The organism is Streptomyces sp. NPDC093071 (genome assembly GCF_044754545.1).
Lineage (GTDB): Bacteria > Actinomycetota > Actinomycetes > Streptomycetales > Streptomycetaceae > Streptomyces.
Genome location: NZ_JBIVPH010000001.1, coordinates 17,117 through 42,442, shown reverse-complemented (window position 1 = coordinate 42,442; position 25,326 = coordinate 17,117). Strand labels below are relative to the sequence as shown.

Genomic DNA, 25,326 nt, shown 5'->3' with positions numbered 1-25,326 from the left:
ATCCGGCGGGCGGTCTACGGTGGCGGTGCGTCCGCGCTCCCGGTGCGCTCGGCTGCGGCTCCTTCCTTCTGACACCCAAGTGACGCCGCCGCCACCTCTGATCTCGGGAAGCGCGGTCGCCCTCGCCCCGGCCGTCCTCCGTGCCGGGGGCCTTCCGTCTTCCTCGGATCCTGGGGGATTCCCTGCCTCGTCGTCACATCCGACGCGTGTCCAAGGTCTGGCCCGAGATGCTCGTGGCCCCGCACGTCTCGGCGGCCGCCCGCGCCATGCCCCGCCCGAACAACCGCTTCACGCCCCTTCCGTGGGGCCCCCGCACCCACGAGGGCGGCCCGGCCTTCGCCCGGGAGCCCCGCGAGGAACTCTTCCTGCTGGCCGTCGGCAACTTCGTCTCCCAACGGACCTTCTACGAGAGCGGCGAGGAGCGCGACGAGCGGTACGTACGCCTCGTGGGCGAACTCGCCGTCGAGGACCCCGTCTGGACGGCCGGCCTGCTGCGCTGGCTGCGCGCCGAGGGCAACATGCGCTCGGCGTCCCTGGTGGGCGCCGCCGCGTACGTACGGGCCCGGCTCGGGGCCGGGGCGACCGAGAGGGTCGGGGCGACGGAGGGGCCCGGGACGACCGAGGGGCCCGAAGGGTCCGGGGTGTCAGGGGAGTCCGGAGGGCCCGGGAGGCCGACCGCCCCGTCCAACCGGTCCGTGATCGACTCCGTGCTCCAGCGCGCCGACGAGCCCGGGGAACTGCTCGCCCACTGGACGTCCACGTACGGACGGAACGTGCCGCAGCCCGTGAAGCGGGGCGTCGCCGACGCCGTACGCCGGCTGTACTCGTCCCGGTCCCTGCTCAAGTACGACACCCCGTCCAGGGAGTTCCGCTTCGGCGACGTCCTCAACCTGACCCACGCCACCCCCGACCCGGACAAGCCCTGGCAGGGCGCCCTCTTCCAGTACGCCCTGGACCGCCGCCACCACCCCGAGCGGGCGCTCCCGCCGGCCTCCGACCGGCTGCTCACCGCGCACCGGGAGCTGATGGAGCTGCCAGCGGGGGAGCGGCGGGCCGTGGTGACCGGGCCGGGCGGCGCCGAACGCCTGGCAGCCGCCGGCATGACCTGGGAGGCCCTGGCCGGCTGGCTCCACGGACCCCTGGACGCCCCCGTCTGGGAGGCCGTCATCCCCTCGATGGGACCGATGGCCCTCCTGCGGAACCTGCGGAACTTCGACGGGGCGGGGGTCTCGGACGGGACCGCCGCCGAGGTCGCCGCACGCCTCGCGGACCCCGTCGAGGTCGCCCGCTCCCGGCAGTTCCCCTTCCGCTACCTGGCCGCCCACCGGCACGCCCCCTCCGAGCGCTGGGCGGCCGCCCTCGAAGAGGCCCTGGGCCACTCCCTGGCCAACGTGCCCGCCCTGCCCGGCCGGACCCTGATCCTGGTGGACCGGTCCGACTCCATGTTCTGGGACACCGTCTCCGAGCGGTCGAAGCTGACCCGGGCGGACGCGGCGGCCGTCTTCGGCGCCGCCCTGGCCCTGCGCGCCGAAGGGGCGGACCTGGTGGAGTTCGGCTGGAACAGCAAGGAGGTGCCGTTCACGCGGGGCGAGCCGGTGCTCGGGATCCTGGAGCGTTTCCACCGCCTCGGCGGCACCTACACCGGCAAGGCGGTGCGCACCCACTACCGGGGGCACGACCGCGTCCTGATCGTCACCGACGAGCAGACCGCCTACCACGAACCGGGCGACCCGGCCGGGGCGGTCCCCGCCGAGGTCCCGGTCTACACCTGGAACCTGGCGGGCTACCGCCCCGCCCACGGCCCCACGGGCCCGCACCGGCACACCTTCGGCGGCCTCACGGACGCCGCGTTCCGCATGGTCGGCCTCATCGAGGCCGGCCGGGACGGCACCTGGCCGTGGACCGTCCCCGGGCCGACGTAGCCGGTCCGGGGACGGTGGAAGGGGCGATCAGAGCCGGTCGAGGACCTTCCGCAGCTCGGCGATCTCGGTGGACTGGGTCCGTACGACGTCGTCGGCGAGCTTCTTGGCCGTGGGGTTGAGGCCCTTGCTCCGCTCCTCCTCCGCCATGGTCACCGCACCCTCGTGGTGGGCGATCATCAGCTCGGCGAAGGCGCGGTCGAACTCCTTGCCCTCGGCGGCCGCCAGGCCCTTCATGTCCTGCTCGGACATCATCCCGGCCATGCCGGAGCCGGAGCCGTGACCGTTCCCGTGACCGGCGGACTCGGGCCTGCCCCAGCCCTTGAGCCAGGCCCGCATCGTCCGGATCTCCGGGTCCTGGGCCCGCTCGATCGCGGCGACCAGCCTCTTGACGCCGGGGTCCTCGGCCCGGCCGTCGGCGAGCCGCGCCATCTCCAGGGCCTGCTCGTGGTGGGGGATCATCATCTGCGCGAACATGACGTCCGCGTCGTTGAAGGGCCCCGGAGCGGGCGCCTGCGAAGCGGCGGAACCGGGCGCGGCGGCCGTGGCCGACGGGGAGGCGGACGCCGACGGGGCGGTGTCGTCCGCGCCGCAGGCGGTGAGCAGGAGCCCGGTCGCGGCGGCGGCGCCGACGAGGACGGACGCCCGGGTGGCGCGGTGCGCGAAGGCACGCATGTGCATGGTTGTTACCTCGTGTGCTTGTTCGTACGTACGGAAAAGGGCAGGCCGGAGAGGCCCACGGGCGGTACGGGGTGCCCGTGGGAGGGGGACGGTCTATATCCGCAGGACGGACAGCAGCGCGAGGTCGGGAGGACGACGGGGCGGGGCGTGCGGAACCCGTACGTGCGCGAGCCGCGCGAGAAGGGGAACGAGCCGCTCGGGCCCGTGTCCGAGGGCGGCCAGGACGAGCCGAGCCAGCAGCCAGACGCCGAGGACGGCCACGCACAGGGTGGTCATGTCCATCCCCGCACCGGGCTCGTGCCGGGTGTCGGGGCTCCCGCCGTCGTGCGCGGGAGGGACGGCGGTGGAGGCGGTGGCGGTGTGCGTACCGCCACCGGAACCCTCGGGATGGCCCGTGGTGTGCATCAGGAACACGCCGAGCGCGAGCACGACGACGAGCAGGAGGTGCGCCGTGGCACCTCCTGCTCGTCGACCGCGTTCCGCCCGATGTGTACGCACAGCCAGGACCTCCCGACCGGCGAATATACCGTGGAGGGGTATCAAGAACTCGTCAGGACACGGTCTCGCCCGTCATGGCGGCGGCCATCCGCAGATGCGGCGCGGCCTCCTCCGGACGCCCCTGCCGCTCCAGCGTGCGCCCGAGCATCAGCCGCGCGTAGTGCTCGACCGGGTCGCGCTCCAGGATCGCGCGCAGCTCGGCCTCGGCCAGGGAGAGCCGGGCGGAGTGGTAGTACGCCCGGGCGAGGAGCAACCGCTGGGCCGTCTGGTCCGGGTGCTCGGCGACGAGGCCGCGCAGGATGCGGACGGCGGTCCCGTACTCCTTCGCGTCGAAGAACAGCCGTGCCCGGTCCCAGCGCTCCCCGGCCGTGCCGAACTCGTAGTACGTGTCGCTCACCAGCTCTTCCCTTCCGAAGCTCCGGACCCGCCGCCGTGCGGGGCGGTCGACCGGTCCAACAAGCCCATGTGATTGAACATTCCACTAAATATCCCCGACGGCTCCCCGACTTCTCGCGGCCCCACCGGAGCGTCACGCCCCACGGCCCCCGGACCGGAATAGGTTGGGCGCCATGAGCAATCTCGACCGCCAGGCCGTGCCGACCGTCTGCGGCGGACGCGGCTTCGTCGTCGCCGAGCCGGTACGGGAACTCCTCGCGCCCCGCCACGTCCGGCTCGGCGAATCGACCGAGGTCCGCCGGCTGCTCCCCAACCTGGGGCGGCGGATGGTCGGCGCGTGGGTCTTCGTCGACCACTACGGCCCCGACGACATCGCCGACGAGCCCGGGATGCAGGTCCCGCCCCACCCCCACACCGGGCTCCAGACCGTCAGCTGGCTCCACGAGGGCGAGGTGCTGCACCGGGACTCCACCGGCAGTCTCCAGACCATCCGCCCGCGCGAACTGGGCCTGATGACCTCGGGACGGGCCATCTCCCACTCCGAGGAGAGCCCCCGGCCGCACGCCCGCTTCCTGCACGGCGCCCAGCTCTGGGTCGCCCTCCCCGAGGCCCACCGGCACGTGGAACCCCACTTCGAACACCACGCCGACCTGCCCCGCGTCACCGCCCCCGGCCTCACGGCCACGGTGGTCCTGGGCTCCCTCGACGGCACCGCCTCGCCGGGCACCGCGTACACCCCGATCGTCGGCGCCGACCTCGCCCTCACGGCCGGCGCCGAGACGAACCTCCCTCTGGACCCCGACTTCGAGTACGCCGTCCTCGCCATGTCCGGCGAGGCCCGCGTCGACGGCGTACCCGTCCTCCCCGGCTCGATGCTCTACCTCGGCTGCGGCCGCACTGAACTCCCCCTCCACGCCCTCTCGGACGCGGGCCTGATGCTCCTCGGCGGCGAGCCCTTCGCCGAGGAGATCGTCATGTGGTGGAACTTCGTCGGCCGATCCGGTGAGGAGATCGTACAGGCGCGAAACGACTGGGAGAAGGGCTCACGGTTCGGCGAGGTGCACGGCTACGACGGCGCCCGCCTGTCCGCCCCGGCGCTGCCCATCACCCCGCTGAAACCGCGTGGACGGGTGCGCTGACCTGGGGAGATCTAGGGTTGGTCCGGCCATACCCCTGCTGACTGCCGCCATGCCGGGAACCTCGATCCACACCCTGTCCTGTACTCGAGCTCGGGGGGTCTGCTGAGCTCGAGAGGAGGCATGTCGAGTCTCGTGTTCGGGCTTGTGCGTCAAGGTTCGATCGGATCGATGCTGACCTTTTGCTGACTTTCCTGACGTGGCGTCAGCCCCGCGTCCGGCGGATCAGCCTTGCATGTGCGCGGCATGGCGAAGTTATCGACGCCGAAGGCGTACGCGTACGGGTGCGGATGCTGCCGAGGGCGTGTCGGCGTTCAGTGACGCGGTTGGCCAGGAGGGCCCTTCCCGTGGGAGTGGTGTCGTGTCGCCCGGTTCTTCGGTTCGGCGCGCCTCGTCCACGCTGCCCGGGATGCGAGCTCCGGTGTCTCGGCCGACTCGCATTCCTTCCCGTTGTGTGACGGGAAAAGTGCTTTGTCCTCTGCTGCTGGGTTTGGTGTCCAACCTTCTGTACAGACCCGCCCGAGGGGCTTCCAGTGCGTTCCGGAACCTTTCTTAATTGCTTCAGCCGCCGGAAAGGTTCCGAGGCGCAACCCCCTGAGGTGAGAATTCCCGTGAGTCTTTTCAAGAATGCCGCTGCAGGAAACCGAGGGCGCGGTACGGCGCCCCGACGCTCGACCCGGAACGCGTTCACCGCGTCGGCCGTCGCCGCGCTCGCCGCGACCGCCCTGCTGACGCCGAGCACCGCGGTGGGCGCGCCGTCCGCCGGGCTGTTCTCCTCCGGCACCCAGTCGTCCTCGCTCAGCGCGGGCGCCCCCGGTCGTTTCATGCTCGTCGGCAGCACCGGCAGCGGCCACATCGCGGTGTACGGCGTCTCCCGCGACGGCGCGCTGACCAAGGTGGCGGGCTCCCCGTTCGCCGCCGACACCGGCTTCTCGGTCGTCGTTTCGCCCGACGGCAAGAGGGCCTACGTCACCAGCCTGTCGAAGAAGTGGGTCAAGGGCTTCGCCATCGGCACCAACGGCGCCCTGTCCGCCATCCCCGGGGCCGTCGCCCAGTACGACGCGGCGGTCCTCGGCGTGGCCTTCTCCCCCGACGGCACCCGGCTCTACGCCACTGTCGGCGGTCAGACCAGCGGCACCATGAACAGCATCGCCGTCGCCCAGGACGGCACCCTGGCCAAGATCGGCCGGCCCGCCACCATCCCGGGTACCAGCTACATGAGCCTCCCGGTCGTGTCCACCGACGGCCGCACCGTGTACGCATCCAACTTCAACTCCAGCAACGTCACCCCCTACCGCACGGCCGCGGACGGCTCCCTCACCCAGCTCAGCGAGCCGGTCCCCACGGGCAACGGGCCCGCCCTGCCCAACGTCACCCCCGACGGCCGCTTCCTGTACACGACCAACGAGCAGGGCAACAACATCTCCGGGTTCGCCATCGCGGCCGACGGCACCCTGACCCCGACGCCCGGTTCCCCCTACAAGTCGGGCAACCTGCCGCACGGTGGAGCCGTCACCCCGGACTCCAAGCGGATGTACCTCCCCGAAGCCGGCAGCAACAAGATCTCCGGTTACTCGATCGCGGACGACGGCTCGCTCACCCCGCTCGCCGGCTCGCCCTACCCCGGCCCGGCCAACACCATGCCCGGCCGCGTCGTGCTCAGCCCGGACGCTCGCCGCCTCTTCGACGTCGACGTCCTGGCCCTCAGCCTGACCACGAAGGTCCACAGCTTCGCGATCGACCCGGTGGACGGCAGCCTGGCCCGGACCAGCCACCCGGCCACGGACACCGGCATCTTCTTCGCCGACGGTCCGACCAGCGTCATCACCCCGAACCAGGGGCCGGTCGCCAAGATCAACACCCTCTACAGCGGCGGTCGGACCGGCGTCTTCACCGCCTCGGGCTCCACCGACCCCGACGGTTCGGTCGTCCGCTACGAGTGGAACTTCGGCGACGGCACCACCGCCACCACGACCGGCCCGGAGGTCACCCACACCTTCGCGCAGACCGGCTCGCGGACCGTCACCGTCACCGTCGTCGACGACGAGGGCTGCTCGGACGACCGGATCTTCAACGGCCAGGTCGTGTCCTGCAACGGCGGTACGAAGGCCGCCGCGTCGACGGTCGTCAACCTCGACTGACTGTCGTCGCGAACTGAATTCCAGCGGCACCGAAAGGTTTCCGCTGAATTCTGAAAAACGAAAAAGCACTCTGTTCCCCCGTCATGCGACGACGGGGGAACAGAGTGCTTTGTGAGGGGTCAAGCCCTCCGCCTCACAACTTTTCAGCGGGTGAGGTGGGTGATGTAGAAGTCGGTGAGCTTGGTGGTGGCGGGGGTGACGTGTTCGTCCTGGTCGTAGAGGGCGACGTGGGTGGCGCCGTCGATGACGAAGAGTTCGGCGTTGGCGCCGGCCTTGGTGACGGCTTCGCGGCTGAAGTAGGCGGTGTCGGCTTCGGAGCCGACGATCATCAGCAGCGGGCGGGGGGCGATGAGGTGGATCATGGCGTAGGAGTCGTACTGGGCGATCTGGTCGATGCTGCGCAGGACCCACTGGTTGGTGGAGTTGCAGTGGCCGCCGCGGGGGGTGCGGTAGTAGTCCTGGGCCTCGCGGTAGAGGACCGGGGCTTCTTCGAGGCCTTCGGGGCTCTCGGGGGCCCAGGTGAGGGTGGCGGGCGCCTCGCCGGCGGCCTCGGCGGTGCGCAGGGCACCGGCCTGCTCGAGGAGGGACTGCAGGACCTCGGGGCCCTGGGTGCGGCCCAGGCCGTTGACGAGCAGGTCGCGGATGTCGACGGCGGAGACGGTGGCGACGGCCTTGATGCGGTGGTCGGTCTGGGCGGCGAAGGGGACGTAGCCGCCGGAGGCGCAGATGCCGAGCGCGCCGATCCGGGAGGCGTCGATGTCGTCGCGGGTGGTCAGGTAGGTGACCGCGGCCCGGACGTCCTCGGCGCGCTGGAAGGGGTTCTCCAGACCGCGCGGCAGGCCCTCGGAGTCGCCCTGATAGGCGGCGTCGAAGACCAGGGCGGCGAAACCCTCACGCGCCAGACGCTCGGCGTAGACGCTGGCGGTCTGCTCCTTCACCCCGCCACCGGGATGGGAGACCACGACCGCAGGGATCGCCTGGCCGGTGTGGGAGTCGGGAGTGAACAGGATGCCGGCCAGGTTCAGACCCGCACTGGGGAAGGTGACGTTCGTCTTCATGAGCTGTGCTGTGTCCTTAACGTCCGTGGACGATGTATTAGGGAAGAGGACCGTCCGGCCGAGCGCCTGGGGTGTCGCTTCCGGACCGGACGGCCACACATCGAGACTCACATGCCCCACGAGAACGGAAAAGGGGCGGAACGTGTCCTGGGACACGGCGGGCCCCCCATGCATGGCATGGAGGGCCGTTCACCTGTCGAACGTACGCGTACGAGCCGATCCGGCGCCCCTCCCCCGGGACGACCGGATCGGCTCGTCGGGCGGGAGCCGGCCGGCGTGACGGCTCCTCACCGCACGACGTCGCCCTTCCCCAGTGCGACGCCGTGGTCAAATAGACTGTCAGAATGGCCACTTGCCCTTGTTTCGATGGCAAGCGAGCCTGTTCTTTCAGGCGTTGGGCGGCGTGCTGAGAACCAGGCCGTAGGCACGGCGGTCCACCCGACCAGTCAGGTCGATCGTGATGGCCTTCTGCTCCGTGAAATCGTCGAGGGCGTCCGCACCGAGCTCACGACCCACGCCGCTCTGCTTGAAGCCACCGAACGGCATGTGCTGAGAGATGTTGTGCCAGTCGTTGATCCAGACCGAACCGGCCTGGAGCCGGCCGGCCACCTCCAGGGCGCGCGGCACGTCCTGGCTCCACACGCCGGCGGACAGGCCGTACTCCGTGTCATTGGCGATCTTGACGGCTTCGTCGACGGAGTCGTACGAGATCACGGACAGCACCGGGCCGAAGATCTCCTCGCGCGCGATGCACATGTCGTTGCGGACACCGGTGAACACGGTCGGCTCGACCCAGAAGCCCTTCTCGTAACCCGGTCCCTGCGGAGTTCCGCCGCCGTGGGCCACGGTGGCGCCCTCCTGCTTGCCGCTCTCGATGTAGCCCAGGATCCGGTCGCGCTGCACGGCGGACATCACGGGGCCGATGTCGGTCGCAGGGTCGAACGGGTCGCCCACCTTCAGCGTCTTCAGACGCGCGGTCAGCCGCTCCACGAACTCGTCGTGCAGGGACGAGGGGAGCAGCAGCCGGGTGCCGGACTCGCAGGCCTGGCCGGCGTGGAGCAGGAACGCGTAGATCGAGCCGTCGACCGCCGCGTCCAGGTCGGCGTCGTCGAGGACGATGTTCGGTCCCTTGCCGCCGAGTTCGAGGGTGACCTTCTTGATGGTGTCCGACGCGTTGCGCATCACCTGACGGCCGACGGCGGTGGAACCGGTGAAGGACACCTTCCGCACGTCCGGGTGGCGGACGAGGTGGGCGCCGACCGTCTCGCCGTCACCGGTGACCACGTTGAACGCACCGGCCGGAAGCCCGGCGTCGCGCAGGATGGCGGCCATCTCGAGAGCGGCGACGGGCGTCTTCTCGTCCACCTTGAGCACCACGCTGTTGCCGGCGGCGAGCGCGGGGAACGTCTTCCAGACCGCGATGATCAGGGGGAAGTTCCACGGCACGATGCCGACACAGACTCCGATCGGCTCCCGGCGGACGAGCTGGGTGCTCAGCACCATGCCGGTGACGGGGCCCGGGCGCTCCCAGGCGTACGTACGGGTCAGGTCCGCGTAGTGCTGCATGTGCGCGAGCGGGAAGCCGACGCAGATGGCCTGCGACAGGCGCTGGGGGAAACCGCACTCGCGGACGCCGATCTCCGTGAACTCGTCCATGCGCGCGGTGACGGCCGCGATCACCCGGTCCAGGACCGCGGCCCGTTCGAGCGGAGGCGTGTTGCGCCACGCCCCCTCCTCGAAAGCCCGGCTCGCGGCGGCGACCGCCGCGTCCGCGTGGTCCGTACCGCCCTTGGCCGCGGTGGCGAAGACTTCCTCGGTGGCGGGACTGATCAGCTCGTAACGATCGTCCGAGTCCACCCATTCGCCGCCGATGTACATGCGGTAGTGAGGAGTGCCCTCCCGCTCCACGGAGGGGCCCCCAGTCGTCACAGTGGCCACCATGTGCTCCTGTCTGGTCGTGCCGTCGAGCGTCGTGCCGGCGGCTTCGCCACCACGCTAGGAACGAATCCTTCGCCTCGGTGTCCAGGAATCTGCACAGCCGGACGTACCAGGGCGACGGGATCCGCTGTGGCCCCCTCTCCCTGAGCGCTCGTGGGAAGGTGTACAGATTCCTGGACACTCGCGCTCCCGGACCTTCCCAACGGAGGACGTCCCGGATCCAATGACCCGACCAGGGCGTGGGAGGTCGGAGCCTGCCACGCGCCGAGGCACGGGGAACGGACCGGAGGAGGCCCCGAATGCACACCACTTCCCAGGAAATCGATGCCGGACGGGCCAGGCCCGACGTCGAGTCCTCGTGGGTGAGGTCGCGGTTGAGCGGCCTGTGCGAGGACGACAAACCGTTTCTGGTCCACGGCCCGGTGGCCAAGGACGGCAGTCTGGCCCGAGCGGCCGGGCCGGTCCTCGCACAGGCACGGGCCGAACTGGCCGACACGGCGATGACCCTCGTCCTCGCCGACCGCGAGGCGCGCCTGCTGTCCGTCCACTCGGAGGACAGGTCGATGCGAGGCGCCCTCGACGACATCGGGATCACCCAGGGCGCACACTTGGGCGAGGACCGGATCGGCACCAACGCGGTCGGTACACCACTGGAGATCCGGGAGCCGCTGATGCTCCGCAGCGACGAGCACTTCATGGAGGCGTTCCGGCGGTTCGACTGTTACGGACATCCGGTCGTCCACCCGATCACCCGCCGCCTCGAAGGCGTCCTCAACCTCGGCGGAATCCGGGGAGACGAACACGGGCTGGTCCCACCGTTCGTGCGGCGCATGGTCCGAGACGTCGAGGAGCGTCTCCTCCTCGACGCGACCCGTCACCAGCAGCTGCTGCTCGCGGCCTTCCAGGAGGCTTCGCGCAACCCCCGGCGCAGCGTGCTCGTCGTAGGGCACGGTCTGGTCCTCGCCACCCCGCCGACCCTCGCTCTGCTCGAACCGGCCGATCACGCCGCCGTACAGGCCTGTGTGGAGGGTACGCGGGCGAAAGGAGGGGCAACGCATCGGCTGCCCCTGCTCTCCGGCCGAACGGTCACCCTCCGCTGCACACCGGTCGAGGGTGCCGACGGTGTCCTCGTCGACATCGTCCCCGAGGAGACCGGATCCTCCCGCACGGGCGGAAAGCGGGCGGCACTCGGCTGGCCGCTGCTCGTCGTGGGAGAGCCGGGCAGCGGACGGACCACCGAGGCACGGCAGCTCGCGGGGCGGGACGCGAGCACCCTGGACGCGACGGACGTCCTCCGTCAGGGGGAACCGGAGTGGATCGCCGGCATGACGGAGCTCCTGGCGTACGAAGGTCCGCCGCTGATCGTCGAGAACGTCCAGCTCCTGTCCGAGCCCGTGACGGCGCTGCTTGCCACCCGCCTGCGTCACACGCGGCGCAGGACGGTCCTGACCTCGACGCCCGGCGAGCACTTGGACAAGGCGCACGCCTCTCTGGTCGCGCTGTGCAACGCGCGCCGCGACCTCATCCCGCTGCGTCGGCGGCCGTACGAGGTTCCCCGGCTGGCGGAGCGGATGCTGGCGGACCTGGGAGCCCCCGGTCGCCCCCGGCTGACCGCGGACAGCCTGCGCGTCCTCGCGATGCAGCCGTGGCCTGGCAACCTCGCCGAGCTGCGCCGGGTGATCCAGACCGTCGCCGGGACCCGTACGACGGGGGACATCGTTCCGGCGGACCTGCCCGCTTCGCACCGGGAGGCGCCCGCACCCGCCTCGCCGTTCCGCCAGGCGGAGAGGGAGGTCATCGTCGCCGCCATCGAGGCCGCCGGCGGGAACAAGCTCCGGGCGGCCCGCGCCCTCGGAGTGAGCAGGTCGACGCTCTACAACCGCATGCGGGCGCTGCGCATCACCTGACCGTTCGCCGGGGCGGCACGGTCAGGAGGCGGCTTCCTCCCGCTCCTCCTGCCAGAGGCCGCGGGCCTCCAGCATCTCGATGAGGTGGTCGGCGCTCTCCAGGATGTGCTGTTCCATCAGCGAACGCGCCATCTTCGCGCTGCGCCTGCGGAGCGCCTCGAGGATGAGCGGGTGTTCCTCACGGGTGGCGGACGTCCGGCCCTCGATGGAGATGTAGAAGCGGTTCGGCAGGTGCCGGACGACGGATCGGAGCAGCAGGGCGAGGCGGTGGGAGTCGGCGGCGAGGTTGATCAGACGGTGGAAGGCGTGGCCGTACTCGACCGTGGCGTCCTCGTCGCCGTCCTTGATGGCCGCGTCCTGCTTCTTGACGATCGCCTCGAGCTCGTCGAGCTGCTCGGGGGTGATGTTCTTCGCGGCCCGGGCGGCCAGTTCGCCGCCGAGCTGGGCCTGGACCCAGAACAGGTCGCGCACGTCCTGCTGGGTGAACGGGGTGACGACGAAGCCACGACGGGGGACCAGTTCGATGAAGCCCTCGCTGCTCAGGGCGAGCAGGCCCTCGCGGACCGGCGTGTTGCTGACGCCCACGGCTTCGGCGATGGGCTCCATGCGCAGGAAGTCACCCGGCCGCACCTTGCCGGAGATGATCAGCTCGCGGACGTAGCTCGCCACTTCTTCCGAGAGTTGCTGCCGCTTGGAGTCGCCGCGTGCCATGAGTACCCCGTTCGCCTGTGCCCGCCGATCTTCGTGCACACATCATATAGGGAGCCTCTTCGCCGCCCTCCCCGGACGGTGAGGAGCTTTTTCAGGTGGGAACCCCGTCGGTGCTCCGGAGCGCGTCGGCCAGCCGACGGTGCACCCGGGAGAGGATCACGGCCGTCGTCACCAGGATCAGGTCGAGCAGCGCGAGCGAGACCAGGGACGGCAGCCAGAGGCCGGCGACGGCGGCGGGAACACAGGCGGCACAGGCCGCCAGGCGTTCGACCCAGGCCTGCCGGGTGGTGGCGCGGTAGTACCAGGCCTGGGAGGCGAGGTAGAGGACGGGGCCGCCGAAGAGGGTCAGGACCAGCGGGGCGGAGCCCCGGTCGTGGGGGTGGGAGATGACGAGTTCGCTGGCGACGGCGACGGCGACGAGGGCGGCCAGTGCGCAGTAGGTGACGTTGATGCCCCAGCGCACCGAACGGATGGGGTCGCTGGTCCGCGCGACGTGCATGGCGACGACGTCCTCGCCGCCTCCGAAGTACACCGCCCACAGGGAGACCAGTGCGACGAAGACGCCGGCGAAGGCCAGGACGGTCGGGACGTCGACGGTCACCGCCGTCATCGTCCGGCCGATGGTGAGGACGGTCTCGCCGAGCATGAGGATGAGGAAGAGCCGGAGCCTTTCGAGCATGTGCTCGGCGTCGAAGTCGAGGTGCGCGGAGCGCAGCACCCGGCCGGGCAGCGGGTGGGCGAGCCAGGTGCCGGCCAGGTCGATGAACGCGGCCGCGGCCCACCACCACAGCCGCGGTTCCGGAGGCTGGGCGGCCCCGACCACCCACAGCGGGGCGGAGGTCGCAGTCCAGACCAGGCCGCGCTGATAGTGGCGGCGCATGTCCTGGGTGGGAGCACCGAGGGCGGCAAAGGTCTGGACGCTGATCATGATCAGCAGGAGCGGCACCACGAACAGCCAGGCGGAGCCGGCGAACGCGCGGGAGATCGCCGCGTTCATGAACAGGCCGAGGCCCATGACGGCGAGCACGGTGAACCGGGTCCGCGGTCGGGTGATGTCGAGCAGGGTGGCCTCGAAGCTGGTGAACGCCCATGTGCCGAAGACCGCCACCAGCAGGACGGCGGTCTCGGCGGCTCCCCTCCATGTCAGGTGCTCGACCAGGTGATGGGCGAGTTGGGAGACGGCGAAGACGAAGACCAGGTCGAAGAAGAGCTCCAGGGGGGAGACCTGTCTCCGGATCGCCTTTTCGTGGGGGGTGTCGCTGTCGGGCATGCGCTTCACGATAGGTCGGCCGGTCGTGCGGGAACGGGAGCCGAGGCGGCATGTTTCGGGAAGGCTACCGCGACGAGAAACCTATACGTATTATATAAAAAATATTAACCAATGCTGTTACGTCGAGACCGGCGTGCGGCGCGGTGCGGATGTCGAGGGAGCGTGGGCAGTGACGGTCGACGGAGCGGCGCGGGGGCTCGACCCGCTGGTGGTGCCGGGACGCATGCTGGTCAACGGAGCATGGGTCCCGGCGCGGTCCGGGCAGACCTTCGCGGTGGTGGACCCCGGCAGGGGTGAGGTGGTCGCCCGGGTCCCGGAGGGCGGGACCGAGGACGTCGACAGGGCGGTGGCGGTCGCTCGCCAGGCGTTCCGGGACGAGCGTTGGCTGCGGCTCTCCGGAGCCCAGAGGGCGGTGGTGCTATGGCGGGTCTCCGAACTCCTCGAGGCCCACGCGGACGAGCTCGCCCGTCTGGAGAGCCTGGACGTGGGGATGCCGGTGGCCCAGGCACGGTTGATGCTGGGCGAGGCGGTGAACCAGTTCCGCTACTTCGCCGGCTGGGCCGACAAGATCCACGGCAGGAGCGTCGAGATCGGGCCCGCCGAACGCCGCTTCCAGGGGGTCACTCTCAAGGAGCCCGTCGGCGTCGTCGGCATGATCGTCCCCTGGAACGCGCCGATGATCGCGACCTCCCAGAAACTGGCACCCGCGCTGGCGGCGGGCTGCGCGTGCGTGGTCAAGCCGTCGGAGGAGGCGCCGCTCACGACCCTGGCGATCGGGCGCCTGCTCCTGGAGGCCGGAGTCCCCGAAGGCGTGGTGAACGTCGTGACCGGCAAGGCGGCCGCGGGTGCGGCGCTGGCCGCGCACCCGGACGTCGACAAGGTCTCCTTCACCGGGTCCACCCAGGTGGGCCGCATGATCGTCGAGGCGGCGGCGGGCAACCTCAAGAAGCTCCAACTCGAACTGGGCGGCAAGTCCCCGGTGATCGTGCTGCCGGACGCGGACCTGTCGGAGGTGATCCCGGGGGTCGCCATGGGCGTCTTCTGGAACACCGGGCAGATCTGTACGTCGGGGACGCGCCTCTTCGCGCACGAGGACGTCTTCGACAAGGTCGTCGAGGGGGTGGCCGAGTACGGCCGATCCCTCCGGATCGGCTATGGCACCGAGCCGGACGTGGACCTCGGACCGCTGGTCTCCCAGAGGCACCTCGACCGGGTGAGCCGGCATGTGGACGGTGCGGTCAAGGACGGTGCCCGGCTGGTGGGAGGAGGGTCCCGGGTGGGGGAGAAGGGGTACTTCTACGAGCCCACGGTCCTGGCCGACGTCGACCCGTCGATGGCTGTCGTCCGCGAGGAGGTCTTCGGTCCCGTGCTCGCGGCCATGCCGTTCACCGACGTCGCCGAGGCGGTCGCCGGGGCCAACGACTCGGTCTACGGTCTCGCGGGCAGCGTGTGGACCAGGGACGTCGCGCGGGCCCACACGATCGCCCGCAGGCTCCGGGCCGGGCGGATCGGGATCAACGTGCACCGTGCCGGAGGCGTTCAGATGCCCATCGGCGGCTACAAGCAGTCCGGCTGGGGCCGCGAGAACGGCCCCGAGGCGGTCGAGGAGTACCTGGAGACCAAGTCGGTAGTCACCCTGCTCGACCGCTGAGCAGGGATTTCGACGAGGTGCGCGGGATGCAGTGCGCGAACTATCGACATAATATTTTATGCATGATAATTCTTGGCCATGACCACTTCTTCCTCTTCTGAGACGGTGTCCATCGGCGAGCTGATGGACCTGAGCGGCAAGACCGCCCTCGTCACCGGCGGTGCCATGGGCATCGGCCTCGGCATCGTGCGGCGCCTTCACGAGGCCGGTGCGAATGTCGTGATCGCGGACGTCGACAAGGAGGCGGCGGAGACCGCCGCCGCCGGGTTCGAATCGGACCGGATCCGGACCGCCGTCGGCGACGTCAGCAGCGCGGACGACGCGGCCGCCATGGTGCGCATCGCCGTCGAGGCCTTCGGCGGCCTGGACGTCCTGGTGAACAACGCGGGCGTCTACAAGATCTCGCCCTTCCTGGAGACGAGCCTCGACCTCGCGCGCCGCACGATCGAGGTCAACCTCCTCGGTGTGATGGCCTGTTCGCAGGCCGCCGCCCGCCAGATGATCGAGCAGGGCCGCGGCGGCCGGATCGTCACGGTCTCCTCCATCGAGTCCCTGACCCCGTCGCTGGAGGGCATGGCCCACTACGGCGCCTCCAAGCACGGCGTCGCCGGCCTGATCAAGACCATGGCCCTGGAGCTCGCGCCCCACGGCATCCAGGTCAACAACGTCGCCCCCGGCGGGATCCTCACGCCCGGTCTCGGGCCCCTCGACGACGACGTGCTCGCACAGTTCGCGAAGAGCGTTCCGATGGGTCGCATGGGCGCGTCCGACGAGATCGGGAAGGCGGTCCTGTTCCTGGCCTCCGACCTCGCCTCGTACATGACCGGCACCCAGATCGTCGTCGACGGCGGCCGGACGCTCCGTGGCGCGATGATCTGACCGGGTCCCCGTGATGACGCGGGTCGGACGCATCCTGAGGGGCGTCCGGCCCGCGTTCCTCGTTTTCGGAAGGGCTGGACGAACCGCACGAGAAGAGCGTCCGCAGCCGGGCCGGCTGCGGACGCTCCGGTGGAGGAAGGAGCCCGCCTCTCCGTCAGGACGGGGAACGTACGGGCGGAGTGGGCGTGAAGGTCACCGGCAGCGCCGTGAGCCCCCGCAGCCACACCGACGGGCGCCGTGCGAGGCTTTCGGCCGGTACGGCCAGGTCGATGTCCGGCAGCCGGTCCAGAAGCACCTCGATGGCCGTTCCCGCGATGACCTCCGCCATTTCCTGCGCCCGGAAGGGGCAGCGCTGCTCGCCGTGGCTGAAGGAGAAGTGGGCGTTGTTGCCCCCGGTCTGCGCGATGCCCGGCGTCCGCACGTGAGGGTCGTGGTTGGCGCCCTGGACACCGAGCAGCAGCAGATCGCCGGCCTGGATGTGCCGGCCGCCGAGACGGGTGTCGCGCGACGCCCAGCGGCCGGGCCAGTTCTGCAGCGGGGTGTCCTCCCACAGGACTTCGTTCATCGCCTCCGAGACACTGCTGCGACCACCGAAGAGGGAGGCCGCGAACCGCTCCTCCGTGAGCATCAGCCGCAGCGAGTTGCCGATCCAGTCGGCGGTCGACTGGTGACCCGCGACCACGATCTCGAGAATGACCTCGACGAGCTCCAGATCGCTGAATCCGCTGTCCTGCGCGATCATCCGCGAGACCATGTCGTCCGCCGGACGGGCCCGGCGGGCCGACAGGAGTTCGGTGGTGGAGCCGATCAGGTGGCTCAGGCCGTCGTTCGCCCGCTCCTGCCCGTCCATCAGGTCGGCGAGCGCCTTCACCAGGCCGGGTCCCTGCCCCGCCGGGAAACCGCAGAGGGCCACGATGACCCGCAGTGGCAGCTGCACCGCGTAGTCGGCGACGAGGTCGGCCCGGCCCCGGCCGCACACCGCGTCGATCAGCTCGTCGGCGAGCCTCTCGGTGAGGACGCGCAGCGCCACGAGGTCCACGCCGTCCAAGGCTCGACTGCCCACCCGGGAGCGCTCCCGCAGCCGGTCCGCGGTGGGTGGTTCGCCCAACGGGATCCTGCGCAGGATGATCGGCAGCAGCGGCCAGTCGGTGGGAAGGGCGGCCAGTTGGTTCCACAGCCGGGAGTCGCGGGTGAACAGCACGGGGTCGCCGGTGAGCTGGTGCAACTCGCGGTACCCGATCACCAGCCAGGCCGGAACGTCGCCGTCGAGCACGACCGGCACCACCGGACCGTGGTCGCGTCGCAGCTCCCGGTAGAGGGCGATGGGATCCGCCTGGAAGCGGGGGCCGCTCAGTGATACGGGGGGAAGGGTCACACCGGCTCCTCGGTCGGGGCGGAGGCCGGGACGCCGAGGAGGTGCCGCACGTGCTCGACCAGGGTGATCAGCACTTCCTTGCCGGACTCACGCGTGCGCGCGTCGCAGTCGATCAGAGGGACGTACGGTTCGAGGTCGAGTGCCTCGCGCACCTCGGCGGCCGAGTGGCGCGGGCCGCCGAAGTCGTTGCAGGCGACGACGAACGGCAGGCCGAGGTGTTCCAGCCGGTCGATCGCGTACCACGAGTCGTCGATGCGCCGGGTGTCGACGAGGACGACCGCGCCCAGCGCGCCGGCGAACAGCCGGTCCCACAGGAACCAGAACCGCTCCTGTCCCGGCGCGCCGAACAGGTACAGCACGTTGCGCGCGTCCAGCGTGATGCGGCCGAAGTCGAACGCGACCGTGGTCGCGGACTTGCCGCCGACACCGGTCAGGTCGTCGACCTCCTCGCTTGCCTGCGTCATGGTCTCCTCGGTACTGAGGGGACGGATCTCGCTCACCGATCGGACCAGCGTGGTCTTGCCCACGCCGAACCCGCCGACGACCACGATCTTCAGGCCGTTGTCGGCCCGGCTGTCGAGCGGCTTGCGGATGTCAGAGGTTACGGAGTCCAACGAGCACCTGTTCCAGGATCTGGGGATCGGGCAGCGAGGCCGCCCGGGGGTGGCGGGCGCTCACCCGGCCCGCCGTGAGGAGGTCGGAGAGCAGGATCTTCGTGATGTTCACCGGCAGTCGCAGTTCGGCGGCGATCTCGACGACCGCCGCCGGGCGGTCGCACATCCGCAGGATGGCCGCGTGCTCCGACTGCATGCCGGGCGACGGCGCGCACTCGGCGACCACCAGGGTCACCAGGTCGAACCGGTGCGCCGAGTCGGCCCGGCTGCGCCCGCCCGTGAGCATGTACAACCGGTCGGGGGAGTCGTCCCTGCCCGGGCGGCTCATGACGCGCGCGGAGGTGCCGTCAGGTGCTCGCCCAGTTGCTCGACGAGTTCGCTCATGTTGTGCCCGACGAGCCCGGCGTCGGCCTCCTCCGCGGCGATCAGGGCGAGGTGGGCGCCCTGGCCGGCCTCGACGATGAAGAGGACCCCGCCGTAGAACTCGGCCATGGCGGAGCGCACTCCACCGCTGCCGTCGCCGAACTCGACGGAGGCACCGTGCGACAGCGCCTGGATGCCGGCGGCGATGGCGGAGAGCTGATCGGCCTGATCCGCGGAGAGACCGGGGGTGTGACAGAGCTTCAGGCCGTCCCGGGACAACACGAGCGCGTGCCGGGCGCCGGGAGTGCGCTCCAGGAGGCCTTCGACGAGCCAGGTCAGCCTCTGGTCGGCAGTGGTGGGGAGGGTCATGACGTGTGGTTGCCTTCCGGATGGGAGAGGTACGGCGGCGTCGCCCGACTGGGGATCCGGGCTGCCGGGGCGAGGAGGCCGGTGTCGGACGGCGGACGGTTCGCGGGGCGTCTCAGAGGCCGGCTGTCTCGGGGGCGTCGGGCGACGGCGGCGTGCGGCGGACCCCTTGGCGGAAGCTGCCGAAGCGGACGGTCCGGGTTCTGGGGGCAGACGTTCGCTCGTCCCGTTCGGCGGCGCTGCGGGTGCGGTTTCCGTCGGCGGCGGCGAGGGAGTGACCGCGTCGGCGGCGCGGCAGCCCTCCGTCCACGGGCCCGTCGGCGGAGGGCTCGGGGCCGAGGGCCTCCGGGAGTGATCGGACGACGTGGAGGGGACGGCGTTCGGAGTCGGCAGGAGCCCCGTCGGTGACCGGGGGTTCGCCGAGAGGCGCTCCGACGGCGGGAGTCCGCGTCGCGACCCCCGGTGTGCTCGCCGGGTGCCGGGTCAGGATCTCCTGCGGAACCCTCATCAGCGCGCTCGTGCCGCCACGGGCCGACGGACGGAAGGAGACGGTGAGTCCGTGCTTGCGGGCGAGGCGGCCCACGACCGTCAGGCCGAGCCGGGTGCCGCTGAGGCTCCCCAGCCCGTCGACCGCGCCGGAGACCGCGTGCTCGGCGCGGCGCAGCTGGGCATCGCTCATGATCAGGCCGGCGTCCTCCACGGAGACCACGACTCCCGAGGACACCTCTTCGACGTAGACGTGGACCTCGGCATTGGGCGGGGAGAAGTTCGCCGCGTTGTCGATCAGTTCGGCGAGGGCGTGCATGACGCCTTCGGCGGCGTGCCCGGCCACCGCTCCCTCACTGGTGGAGTGGACGCGGACGCGCTGATAACCGCTGATGCGGCCCATGGCGCCGCGCAGGATCGACTCCATGCCGATCGGGCGTGCCCAGCGACGGCCGGACCGGGCTCCCGTCAGGACGGCCACCGAGTCGGCGAGGCGGCCGCCCTGAGCGGTGCTGTGGTCGAGGTGGAGCAGGTCGGCCAGCACCTCCTCGTCCGTGTACCGCTCCTCCATCGCGCGCAGGTCGGCGAGCAGGGCGGTGAACAGGGCCTGCAGGCGGCCCGCGACACCGGCGATGGCGGTGACGGTGGCGTCCCGGGCGGCGGTCGCCCGCCGGGCGCCCTCGGCGAGACGGGCGTTCTCCTCGGTGAGCCGGTCGATCTCTGCGGTGAACCGCTCCCGTTGGAGCAGGAGTTCACCGGAATGCCCGGCGCGCTCCGAGGCGACCTCATCGGTGAGCCGGTTGCGGTCCAGGGCGAACTCCTCCACGATTCGGGCTCGTTCGCGTCCGAACTCCTCGAAGAGTTCCGCGCGTTCCCGGCCGAACGCTTCGGCGGAGCGGTTCTGTTCGTGTCGGAGTCGCGCCACTTCCTGCTTCGCCGCGCCCAGTCGGCGGCGGGCGAGCCGGGCCGAGCGGGAGCTGTGCGCGGCCATCGCGACGGCGATGCCCAGCAACAGAGCGGCTGCCCCGCCGCTCCAGGCCAGCGGTGCCTGAAATCCGCTCGGCGCCGCCACGACCGCGGCCGTGACGGAGAGACCGGCCATCACGGTCGTGAGGAGGGCGGGCAGACCGACGGCTGACAGGGAAGAGCGTTCGCCGGTCGGCAGGGGGGCGGTCATGGAGGATGTCCTCGATCGTTCTCGGGGTGGTCCGGAGCGTGTGGCGCGCGAGCCCTGGGGTCCGCTGCGACGGCGACGCCGAGGACCTGATGAGAATGCACTATATAAAATATGACTCAAAGGTGCCATGGTGGCTCCTCGTTCGTTCGGTTCCCGCTCGGCGGCCGCCGGGTCATTCGTCCCCGCGGGAGATCTCCCGGACCAGCTGCCTGAAGCGCTCGTAGAAGTACGGCACGTTGGCTTCGGCCTCCGGGGTGTCCGGATGCGTGACCTTGACGTACGTACGGTCCCAGCGCCGGTTCACCCACATCAGGACCTCGTTGGTCGGACTGGAGTCGTACAGGCCGTTGCAGTCGGCGGAGTCCCAGTCGCGGGAGCCGGGGACGAGCCTGCCGTCGATGTACGAGACGATCGGCAGCACCGAGGAGTCGTCGCCCTGCAGGGGGATCCCGGCCAGCTCGGCGACCCGCAGCGGGGAGACCCGTGCCAGCTTGCAGGCGGAGCGGAAGGCGGTGCCGGCCACGTCCAGGACCTCGGCCCGCGTCAGGTCCCGCCCCTCTCGGACGAGCGGGAAGGACACCGGCACCAGGTTGATGAACCAGCCCTGGGCGGCGTGCCAGCGGGGTTCGTTGCGGGTGTGCACCACGGAGAGTCCGCGATACTCGGTGCGGCCGGCCAGCTCGCGGTGGAGAAGGCCCAGCACGGCCATCACGCCGGCCGAGAAACCGGCCCCGTGACCCCGGCACACCTTGGCGAACGCGTCGGCCTCGGCACCGGTCAGCAGGTCGAGGTCGAAGGAGCGGCTGGGGCGCGACTCGCCCGTCGGCACACCGAGTTCGAGCGGGAACGACGGCATCGGGCCGGAGAGGAGGAAGGTGATCCAGCTCTGCACCTCGGGGGAGTCCGCCTGGAGGGCGGCGGCCCGCTCGCGCTCCTCGGCGCCGGCGTCGAGGTAGCTGCCCGCCTCGGACAGGACGGCCTCGCCGCCGTCGAGCTCCGCCTGGTAGAGCGACCGCAGCTCGTGGAAGACGAGGACGACGGAGTAGGCGTCGCTGTGGGCGTGGTCGACGGCGAAATAGACCGTGGAGGAGGTTTCGCGCAGGATCACGCCCGCGGTGAACGGCGGCCAGGCCAGAGGATCGGTGTTCTCGTGGAACTGCTCGGCCAGGTGCTCCCTGATCGCGTCGCCGGAACCGAAGTCGCCGACCGCCACCGGCCGGACGTCCACGTCCTCCGCGGCGACCTTGTGCCGTACGAGGGCCACCCCGCCGGTGCCGCCGGTCGTGTCCGGCTCGGCCGAGAACCAGGTGAGCACCGTCTCGTGGCGCAGCACCCATTTTCTCAGCGCGGCGGCCAGCGCGTCGGCGTCCGCCCGGCCGGGCACGTCGAAGGCGAGCCCCACCCACGGCGCCTGGGGACGGCCCGCCGCCAGGTTGGCGAGGCGGCGCCGGAGGTGGTTCTCCTGGACGGGGGAGGGGGGCGCGGGGTGCACCGGAGCGTGCTTCGCCCTCCCGATCACATGGTCCGGCACCCGCAGTTCGACCAGCGTGCCGGGCCGGGGGTGGTAGTCGCTCAGGAACGTCATCAGCATGGGTTCGGGGATCCTTTCCGTCGCCGTCCCGGCGGGGACGTGCCGGGACGGCTCGTGGGGGGCGGGACGTGGGCTGGTGGTGAGGGAGGGGCCCTCACAACCCCGCGGCGACCAGGCGGACCAGGCGGCGGGCCTCTTCCAGATAGGCGGGAACGACCGTCCGGCCGAGCTCCGAGTCGGGGAAGCGGAAGCTGAGGTAGACGCCCTCGTGGCTGCGCACGACCCAGAGGTAGACCTCGTGGGCGTCGAACCGGCGGCTGCGCAGCGCCCGCGCGTTCCAGTCGGTCCACCGCCGGGCCCCCGGGACCCAGCGGGCGTCCATGTACGAGACCATGAACCGCGGTTCGAGCGGATGCCCCAGCAACTCGCCGAGCAGGCCCAGGGGGGCGTCGGCGAGCGGTCGGGCGATCCGCAGGGCTTCCCCGGCCTCCTTCATCACCTGCGCGAAGCCGTCCTCGGTGTGCACGGGGAGGCTGACCGGCGCGATGCCCACGTACCAGCCCAGCGAGCGGAGGTAGCGCCGCTGGGCACGCGTGTGGACGGGGACCAGGGTGCGGAACCGCTCCTGGCCGTAACGGTTCCGGGCGGTCATGGCCAGACATGCGAGGATGCCGGAGAAGAGGTCCCCGCCCTTCTGCTTGCAGACCACGTCGAGGGCCCGTGCCTGGGCGGCGTCGAGCAGCCAGTCCAGGCCGCCGTTCTGTGCCGTCGCCGGCCGGTCCGGCCCGTCGGTGACCGGCGTGGGGAACTCGGGCAGCCGTCCGCCACCCTCCGCGACGAACTCCCGCCATCCGCGTACGACATGGTGTCCGTCGTGCAGCAGATCGACGGCCTCCCGTTCGGGGCCCGTGAAGTCCAGGTAGCTGCCCGCCGGTGTGAGGCCGGGGTCGGACTCCTCCACGGCCGCCCGATACAGCTGGACCACCTCGTAGGCGATCAGCAGGACCGAGTAGCCGTCGGCGTTCAGGTGGTCGAGGCCGACGCACACGGTGGTCGAGTCGCCGTGCTCCACTGTGAGGAAGACGAACGAGGGCCAGACCAGCGGATCGGTGTCCTCGTCGAGCACGTTCTCGATCCGGGCGCGCAGGGCACCCGAGTCGGCGAAGGTGCCGAAGTCGTCCCGGACGAGGTCGATCTCACCGGGCGGCAGGGTGGCGCGATCGATCCGGGTGACGCCCGCCCCGTCGACGACGGGGCGCAGCCGGCTGCGGAGCGTCTCGTGGCGGTCGACCCAGTCGAGGAGAGCGGCCCGGAGGGCGTCCGGGTCGAGCGGGCCGGGCAGTTCGAAGGTGGTGGCCAGCCAGGAAGGGCCGCGGCGGCCCTCGGCCGCGGTGCGCAGGGCGCCGTGGAGATGAGCTTCCTGGAGGTACGAGGCGGGCCGGCCGTCGGGGATCCAGTCGGCCGTGCGGAGGGAGTCGGTCTTGGGTCGCCATGTCGTCAACTGTCCGGGACGGATGTCGAGGTCCCACATGTCGATGAACTTCATGGACCTGCCTCACTGCTCGGGCGGTACCTGGTGGGGGATTTCGCAAGCCTGAACCGGCCTCGCCACCAGGACTCAGTGGCGTGAGCGCGTCAATGCACGGGTCCACGGTAGAAAGGATTTCCGGGTGAGTGTGTCCAGAGAATTGGACACGCCTTTCTCGGCTCATCAGGAAATGGAAAGCGGGCACGCGGAATCAGCGCACTGTGCAGCAGGGTGATTTACGGCGTTGGGCCGGAAATTCCTGTCAGTAGATGTGGAGCGCCCGCATCCTGTTGTAGAGCGTGGAACGGCTAACGCCGAGGGCGCGCGCGGCCTGGAGCTTGTTCCCGCCGGCGGCCTCGATCGCGGCCAGGATGATCTCGCGCTCCGCCTTGTGGAACGGAGAGGAGACCGAGGGGGCGTTACGGTGCGAGAACGGCAGGTCCGAGGGAGTGATGTCACCGACGGAACGGATATCGGCGAGCACCTGGACGACCTCGTTCAATTCGGTGAGATTTCCGTGCCAGGGCTGTTCGGTCAGAATGCGCACGGTCTCGTTGGTGAGTCGAACCCGGCCTGCGCCGACGATGTCGGCGAGCATCCTTGCCGTGAGTGGGGCGATCTCGTGCCGGCGGTGCCGGAGGGGCACCAGGTCGCGGCGTGCGGCGCAGACCGCCACGAGCGGCGCGTGCGTGGTCTCCAGGTGGTCGCCCGGTGTGGTGGTGAGCACGACGTCCCGCGGCGTGCCGCGCAGGAAACGCGCGAGTAGCGCCACCAGGTGTTCGGTCAGGTACGGAAGGTTCTCCACGACGACCGCCGGCCCCGGGGATTCGAGCAGCCTCTCCGCGGCCCTGGCCCAGGCCTGTTCGTCCTGGTCGACGACGTCGGACGCGTCGAGCGTGTCGGCACCGGCCCCGGCGGCCCGTCGTGCTTCCGTGGTGCGGCCGCTTCCCGGTTCGCCGACGATGAGCAGTGGCCGGGCCGCGCCGATGGTGCGGACGGTGTCGCCGCGCGGCGCGTCCTGGTCGGGTGCGATGTGAATCAGCATCCCGTCGGTTCCGTCCGGTCGGGTGCACCGCAGCAGCACCGCTCGGCCCGAGGTCAGGGTCAGTCGCCGAACCGTCTCGGTGGGCGGCCCCGTCGTCTCGGCCCAGGCGCGGACGGCCGACTGGTCCGCGGGGTGGAGGAGATCGAGAGCCGGGGGAGTGGAGAGGACCAGCCCCTGGCCGATCGCCATGACCGCGTGGGCGCGACGGCGCGTCGCCGCCTGGAAGGCGGAGAGGAGGCGTTGTCGCGCGTGGTCCGTGTCGAGGCGTAGCCGGTCCTGGATGTCCCGTGCCACACGCCGGCCCAAGGGGCGTAGGAGGGGGTGCTCGTTCTCCGTGCGGTAGCTGATGCTGAAGACGCCTTCGAGACGGCGCGTCACCGGGTGGACCACGGGGTGCCCGTAGCAGACGAACGAGCTGAAGGCGGCTACGGAGTGCTCGTGTCCGCGCAGGAGCACGTCGCGCCCGGTCGCCGCAGGAGTGGCCAGGGCATTGGTCCCCAGGCGGTCCTCGCCGACCCGGGTGCCCACCGAGATTCCTATGTCCCGCATCATCCGGCCGACGTCCCGGTCCGCATACTGGATGTCGACGACGGAGGCCGACGCGTCACCGAGGACGAGGATCGCCGGAGCGCCGTCCAGTTCGCGCCCCACCTGTT

21 protein-coding genes are annotated in these 25,326 nt (G+C 70.9%); 6 read left to right on the top strand and 15 right to left on the bottom strand.

Translation table 11 applies throughout. The features are described 5' to 3' along the window. Positions 1-266: 266 nt before the first annotated feature. Positions 267-1,922: a TROVE domain-containing protein gene (locus ACIQD7_RS00180; protein ID WP_402439650.1), complete on the top strand. Its 1,656-nt coding sequence runs from the start codon at positions 267-269 to the stop codon at positions 1,920-1,922. Positions 1,923-1,949: 27 nt separating this feature from the next. On the opposite strand, the gene ACIQD7_RS00175 is transcribed toward ACIQD7_RS00180, so the two are convergent. From ACIQD7_RS00175 to ACIQD7_RS00165, 3 genes are all read right to left on the bottom strand, one after another. Beyond that, positions 1,950-2,594, bottom strand: a complete 645-nt coding sequence (locus tag ACIQD7_RS00175; protein WP_402439648.1) for a DUF305 domain-containing protein — start codon at positions 2,592-2,594, stop codon at positions 1,950-1,952. A gap of 99 nt (positions 2,595-2,693) precedes the next feature. Then, on the bottom strand, positions 2,694-3,098 hold the full coding sequence (locus tag ACIQD7_RS00170; protein ID WP_402437865.1) for a DUF6153 family protein: 405 nt from the start codon (positions 3,096-3,098) through the stop codon (positions 2,694-2,696). A gap of 52 nt (positions 3,099-3,150) precedes the next feature. Then, a complete protein-coding gene (locus ACIQD7_RS00165; protein WP_121829225.1) occupies positions 3,151-3,495 on the bottom strand; it encodes a tetratricopeptide repeat protein in 345 nt (114 codons plus the stop codon). 172 nt (positions 3,496-3,667) lie between these two features. On the opposite strand from ACIQD7_RS00165, the gene ACIQD7_RS00160 reads away from it, so the two are divergent. Next, positions 3,668-4,633, top strand: a complete 966-nt coding sequence (locus tag ACIQD7_RS00160; RefSeq protein WP_402437862.1) for a pirin family protein — start codon at positions 3,668-3,670, stop codon at positions 4,631-4,633. 608 nt (positions 4,634-5,241) lie between these two features. Then, positions 5,242-6,771: a beta-propeller fold lactonase family protein gene (locus tag ACIQD7_RS00155; protein WP_402437859.1), complete on the top strand. Its 1,530-nt coding sequence runs from the start codon at positions 5,242-5,244 to the stop codon at positions 6,769-6,771. A 143-nt stretch (positions 6,772-6,914) separates the two neighbouring features. Here ACIQD7_RS00155 and ACIQD7_RS00150 read toward each other — a convergent pair whose 3' ends face one another. Together ACIQD7_RS00150 and ACIQD7_RS00145 are read right to left on the bottom strand one after the other, a co-directional pair. Continuing rightward, positions 6,915-7,829, bottom strand: coding sequence for an alpha/beta hydrolase (locus tag ACIQD7_RS00150; RefSeq protein ID WP_402437856.1), 915 nt, complete (start codon positions 7,827-7,829; stop codon positions 6,915-6,917). A gap of 387 nt (positions 7,830-8,216) precedes the next feature. Continuing rightward, positions 8,217-9,770: an aldehyde dehydrogenase family protein gene (locus ACIQD7_RS00145; RefSeq protein WP_402437853.1), complete on the bottom strand. Its 1,554-nt coding sequence runs from the start codon at positions 9,768-9,770 to the stop codon at positions 8,217-8,219. Positions 9,771-10,066: 296 nt separating this feature from the next. Here ACIQD7_RS00145 and ACIQD7_RS00140 point away from each other — a divergent pair, with 296 nt between their 5' ends. After that, positions 10,067-11,674: a sigma-54-dependent Fis family transcriptional regulator gene (locus tag ACIQD7_RS00140; protein ID WP_402437850.1), complete on the top strand. Its 1,608-nt coding sequence runs from the start codon at positions 10,067-10,069 to the stop codon at positions 11,672-11,674. A gap of 21 nt (positions 11,675-11,695) precedes the next feature. Here the strand turns inward: ACIQD7_RS00140 and ACIQD7_RS00135 are convergent, their stop codons facing one another. Then, positions 11,696-12,385, bottom strand: a complete 690-nt coding sequence (locus ACIQD7_RS00135) for a GntR family transcriptional regulator (RefSeq protein ID WP_402437847.1) — start codon at positions 12,383-12,385, stop codon at positions 11,696-11,698. 91 nt (positions 12,386-12,476) lie between these two features. After that, a complete protein-coding gene (locus ACIQD7_RS00130) occupies positions 12,477-13,655 on the bottom strand; it encodes a low temperature requirement protein A (RefSeq protein WP_402437844.1) in 1,179 nt (392 codons plus the stop codon). 169 nt (positions 13,656-13,824) lie between these two features. Here ACIQD7_RS00130 and ACIQD7_RS00125 point away from each other — a divergent pair, with 169 nt between their 5' ends. Together ACIQD7_RS00125 and ACIQD7_RS00120 are read left to right on the top strand one after the other, a co-directional pair. Then, positions 13,825-15,306, top strand: coding sequence for an aldehyde dehydrogenase family protein (locus ACIQD7_RS00125; protein WP_402437842.1), 1,482 nt, complete (start codon positions 13,825-13,827; stop codon positions 15,304-15,306). Between the two features lie 78 nt (positions 15,307-15,384). Then, positions 15,385-16,185, top strand: coding sequence for an SDR family NAD(P)-dependent oxidoreductase (locus ACIQD7_RS00120; RefSeq protein WP_381421535.1), 801 nt, complete (start codon positions 15,385-15,387; stop codon positions 16,183-16,185). Positions 16,186-16,339: 154 nt separating this feature from the next. Here ACIQD7_RS00120 and ACIQD7_RS00115 read toward each other — a convergent pair whose 3' ends face one another. The 8 genes from ACIQD7_RS00115 to ACIQD7_RS00080 all read right to left on the bottom strand — a co-directional run bounded on the left by ACIQD7_RS00115 (position 16,340) and on the right by ACIQD7_RS00080 (position 25,321). Next, on the bottom strand, positions 16,340-17,560 hold the full coding sequence (locus ACIQD7_RS00115) for a cytochrome P450 (RefSeq protein ID WP_402437838.1): 1,221 nt from the start codon (positions 17,558-17,560) through the stop codon (positions 16,340-16,342). Further along, the gene (locus ACIQD7_RS00110; protein ID WP_402437835.1) at positions 17,557-18,174 is read right to left on the bottom strand and encodes a GTP-binding protein; all 618 of its coding nucleotides are present in this window, start codon (positions 18,172-18,174) and stop codon (positions 17,557-17,559) included. The genes ACIQD7_RS00115 and ACIQD7_RS00110 overlap by 4 nt, the downstream gene beginning before the upstream one ends. Further along, the gene (locus ACIQD7_RS00105) at positions 18,155-18,502 is read right to left on the bottom strand and encodes a DUF742 domain-containing protein (RefSeq protein WP_062759828.1); all 348 of its coding nucleotides are present in this window, start codon (positions 18,500-18,502) and stop codon (positions 18,155-18,157) included. The genes ACIQD7_RS00110 and ACIQD7_RS00105 overlap by 20 nt, the downstream gene beginning before the upstream one ends. Continuing rightward, positions 18,499-18,906: a roadblock/LC7 domain-containing protein gene (locus ACIQD7_RS00100; protein WP_062759829.1), complete on the bottom strand. Its 408-nt coding sequence runs from the start codon at positions 18,904-18,906 to the stop codon at positions 18,499-18,501. Before ACIQD7_RS00100 ends, ACIQD7_RS00105 begins: the two co-directional genes overlap by 4 nt. Positions 18,907-19,018: 112 nt before the next feature. After that, positions 19,019-20,566, bottom strand: a complete 1,548-nt coding sequence (locus ACIQD7_RS00095) for an ATP-binding protein (protein WP_402437831.1) — start codon at positions 20,564-20,566, stop codon at positions 19,019-19,021. A 172-nt stretch (positions 20,567-20,738) separates the two neighbouring features. Continuing rightward, positions 20,739-22,157 carry a condensation domain-containing protein gene (locus ACIQD7_RS00090; protein WP_402437828.1) on the bottom strand — a complete coding sequence of 473 codons (1,419 nt, stop codon included), beginning with the start codon at positions 22,155-22,157 and terminating at the stop codon, positions 20,739-20,741. A gap of 94 nt (positions 22,158-22,251) precedes the next feature. After that, positions 22,252-23,643 (bottom strand): condensation domain-containing protein, encoded by a 1,392-nt coding sequence (locus tag ACIQD7_RS00085; protein WP_402437825.1) that lies wholly within the window; start codon positions 23,641-23,643, stop codon positions 22,252-22,254. A 244-nt stretch (positions 23,644-23,887) separates the two neighbouring features. Next, positions 23,888-25,321 (bottom strand): helix-turn-helix domain-containing protein, encoded by a 1,434-nt coding sequence (locus ACIQD7_RS00080; protein ID WP_402437822.1) that lies wholly within the window; start codon positions 25,319-25,321, stop codon positions 23,888-23,890. Between the last annotated feature and the right edge of the window lie 5 nt (positions 25,322-25,326).

Bases quoted from the DNA above. Each gene is read 5' to 3' on its own strand.
- ACIQD7_RS00180 (WP_402439650.1), top strand. From the start codon at position 267: ATGCCCCGCCCGAACAACCGCTTCACGCCCCTTCCGTGGGGCCCCCGC.
- ACIQD7_RS00175 (WP_402439648.1), bottom strand. From the start codon at position 2,594: ATGCGTGCCTTCGCGCACCGCGCCACCCGGGCGTCCGTCCTCGTCGGC.
- ACIQD7_RS00160 (WP_402437862.1), top strand. From the start codon at position 3,668: ATGAGCAATCTCGACCGCCAGGCCGTGCCGACCGTCTGCGGCGGACGC.
- ACIQD7_RS00150 (WP_402437856.1), bottom strand. From the start codon at position 7,829: ATGAAGACGAACGTCACCTTCCCCAGTGCGGGTCTGAACCTGGCCGGC.
- ACIQD7_RS00145 (WP_402437853.1), bottom strand. From the start codon at position 9,770: ATGGTGGCCACTGTGACGACTGGGGGCCCCTCCGTGGAGCGGGAGGGC.
- ACIQD7_RS00140 (WP_402437850.1), top strand. From the start codon at position 10,067: ATGCACACCACTTCCCAGGAAATCGATGCCGGACGGGCCAGGCCCGAC.
- ACIQD7_RS00135 (WP_402437847.1), bottom strand. From the start codon at position 12,385: ATGGCACGCGGCGACTCCAAGCGGCAGCAACTCTCGGAAGAAGTGGCG.
- ACIQD7_RS00130 (WP_402437844.1), bottom strand. From the start codon at position 13,655: ATGCCCGACAGCGACACCCCCCACGAAAAGGCGATCCGGAGACAGGTC.
- ACIQD7_RS00120 (WP_381421535.1), top strand. From the start codon at position 15,385: ATGACCACTTCTTCCTCTTCTGAGACGGTGTCCATCGGCGAGCTGATG.
- ACIQD7_RS00105 (WP_062759828.1), bottom strand. From the start codon at position 18,502: ATGAGCCGCCCGGGCAGGGACGACTCCCCCGACCGGTTGTACATGCTC.
- ACIQD7_RS00100 (WP_062759829.1), bottom strand. From the start codon at position 18,906: ATGACCCTCCCCACCACTGCCGACCAGAGGCTGACCTGGCTCGTCGAA.
- ACIQD7_RS00095 (WP_402437831.1), bottom strand. From the start codon at position 20,566: ATGACCGCCCCCCTGCCGACCGGCGAACGCTCTTCCCTGTCAGCCGTC.
- ACIQD7_RS00090 (WP_402437828.1), bottom strand. From the start codon at position 22,157: ATGCTGATGACGTTCCTGAGCGACTACCACCCCCGGCCCGGCACGCTG.
- ACIQD7_RS00085 (WP_402437825.1), bottom strand. From the start codon at position 23,643: ATGAAGTTCATCGACATGTGGGACCTCGACATCCGTCCCGGACAGTTG.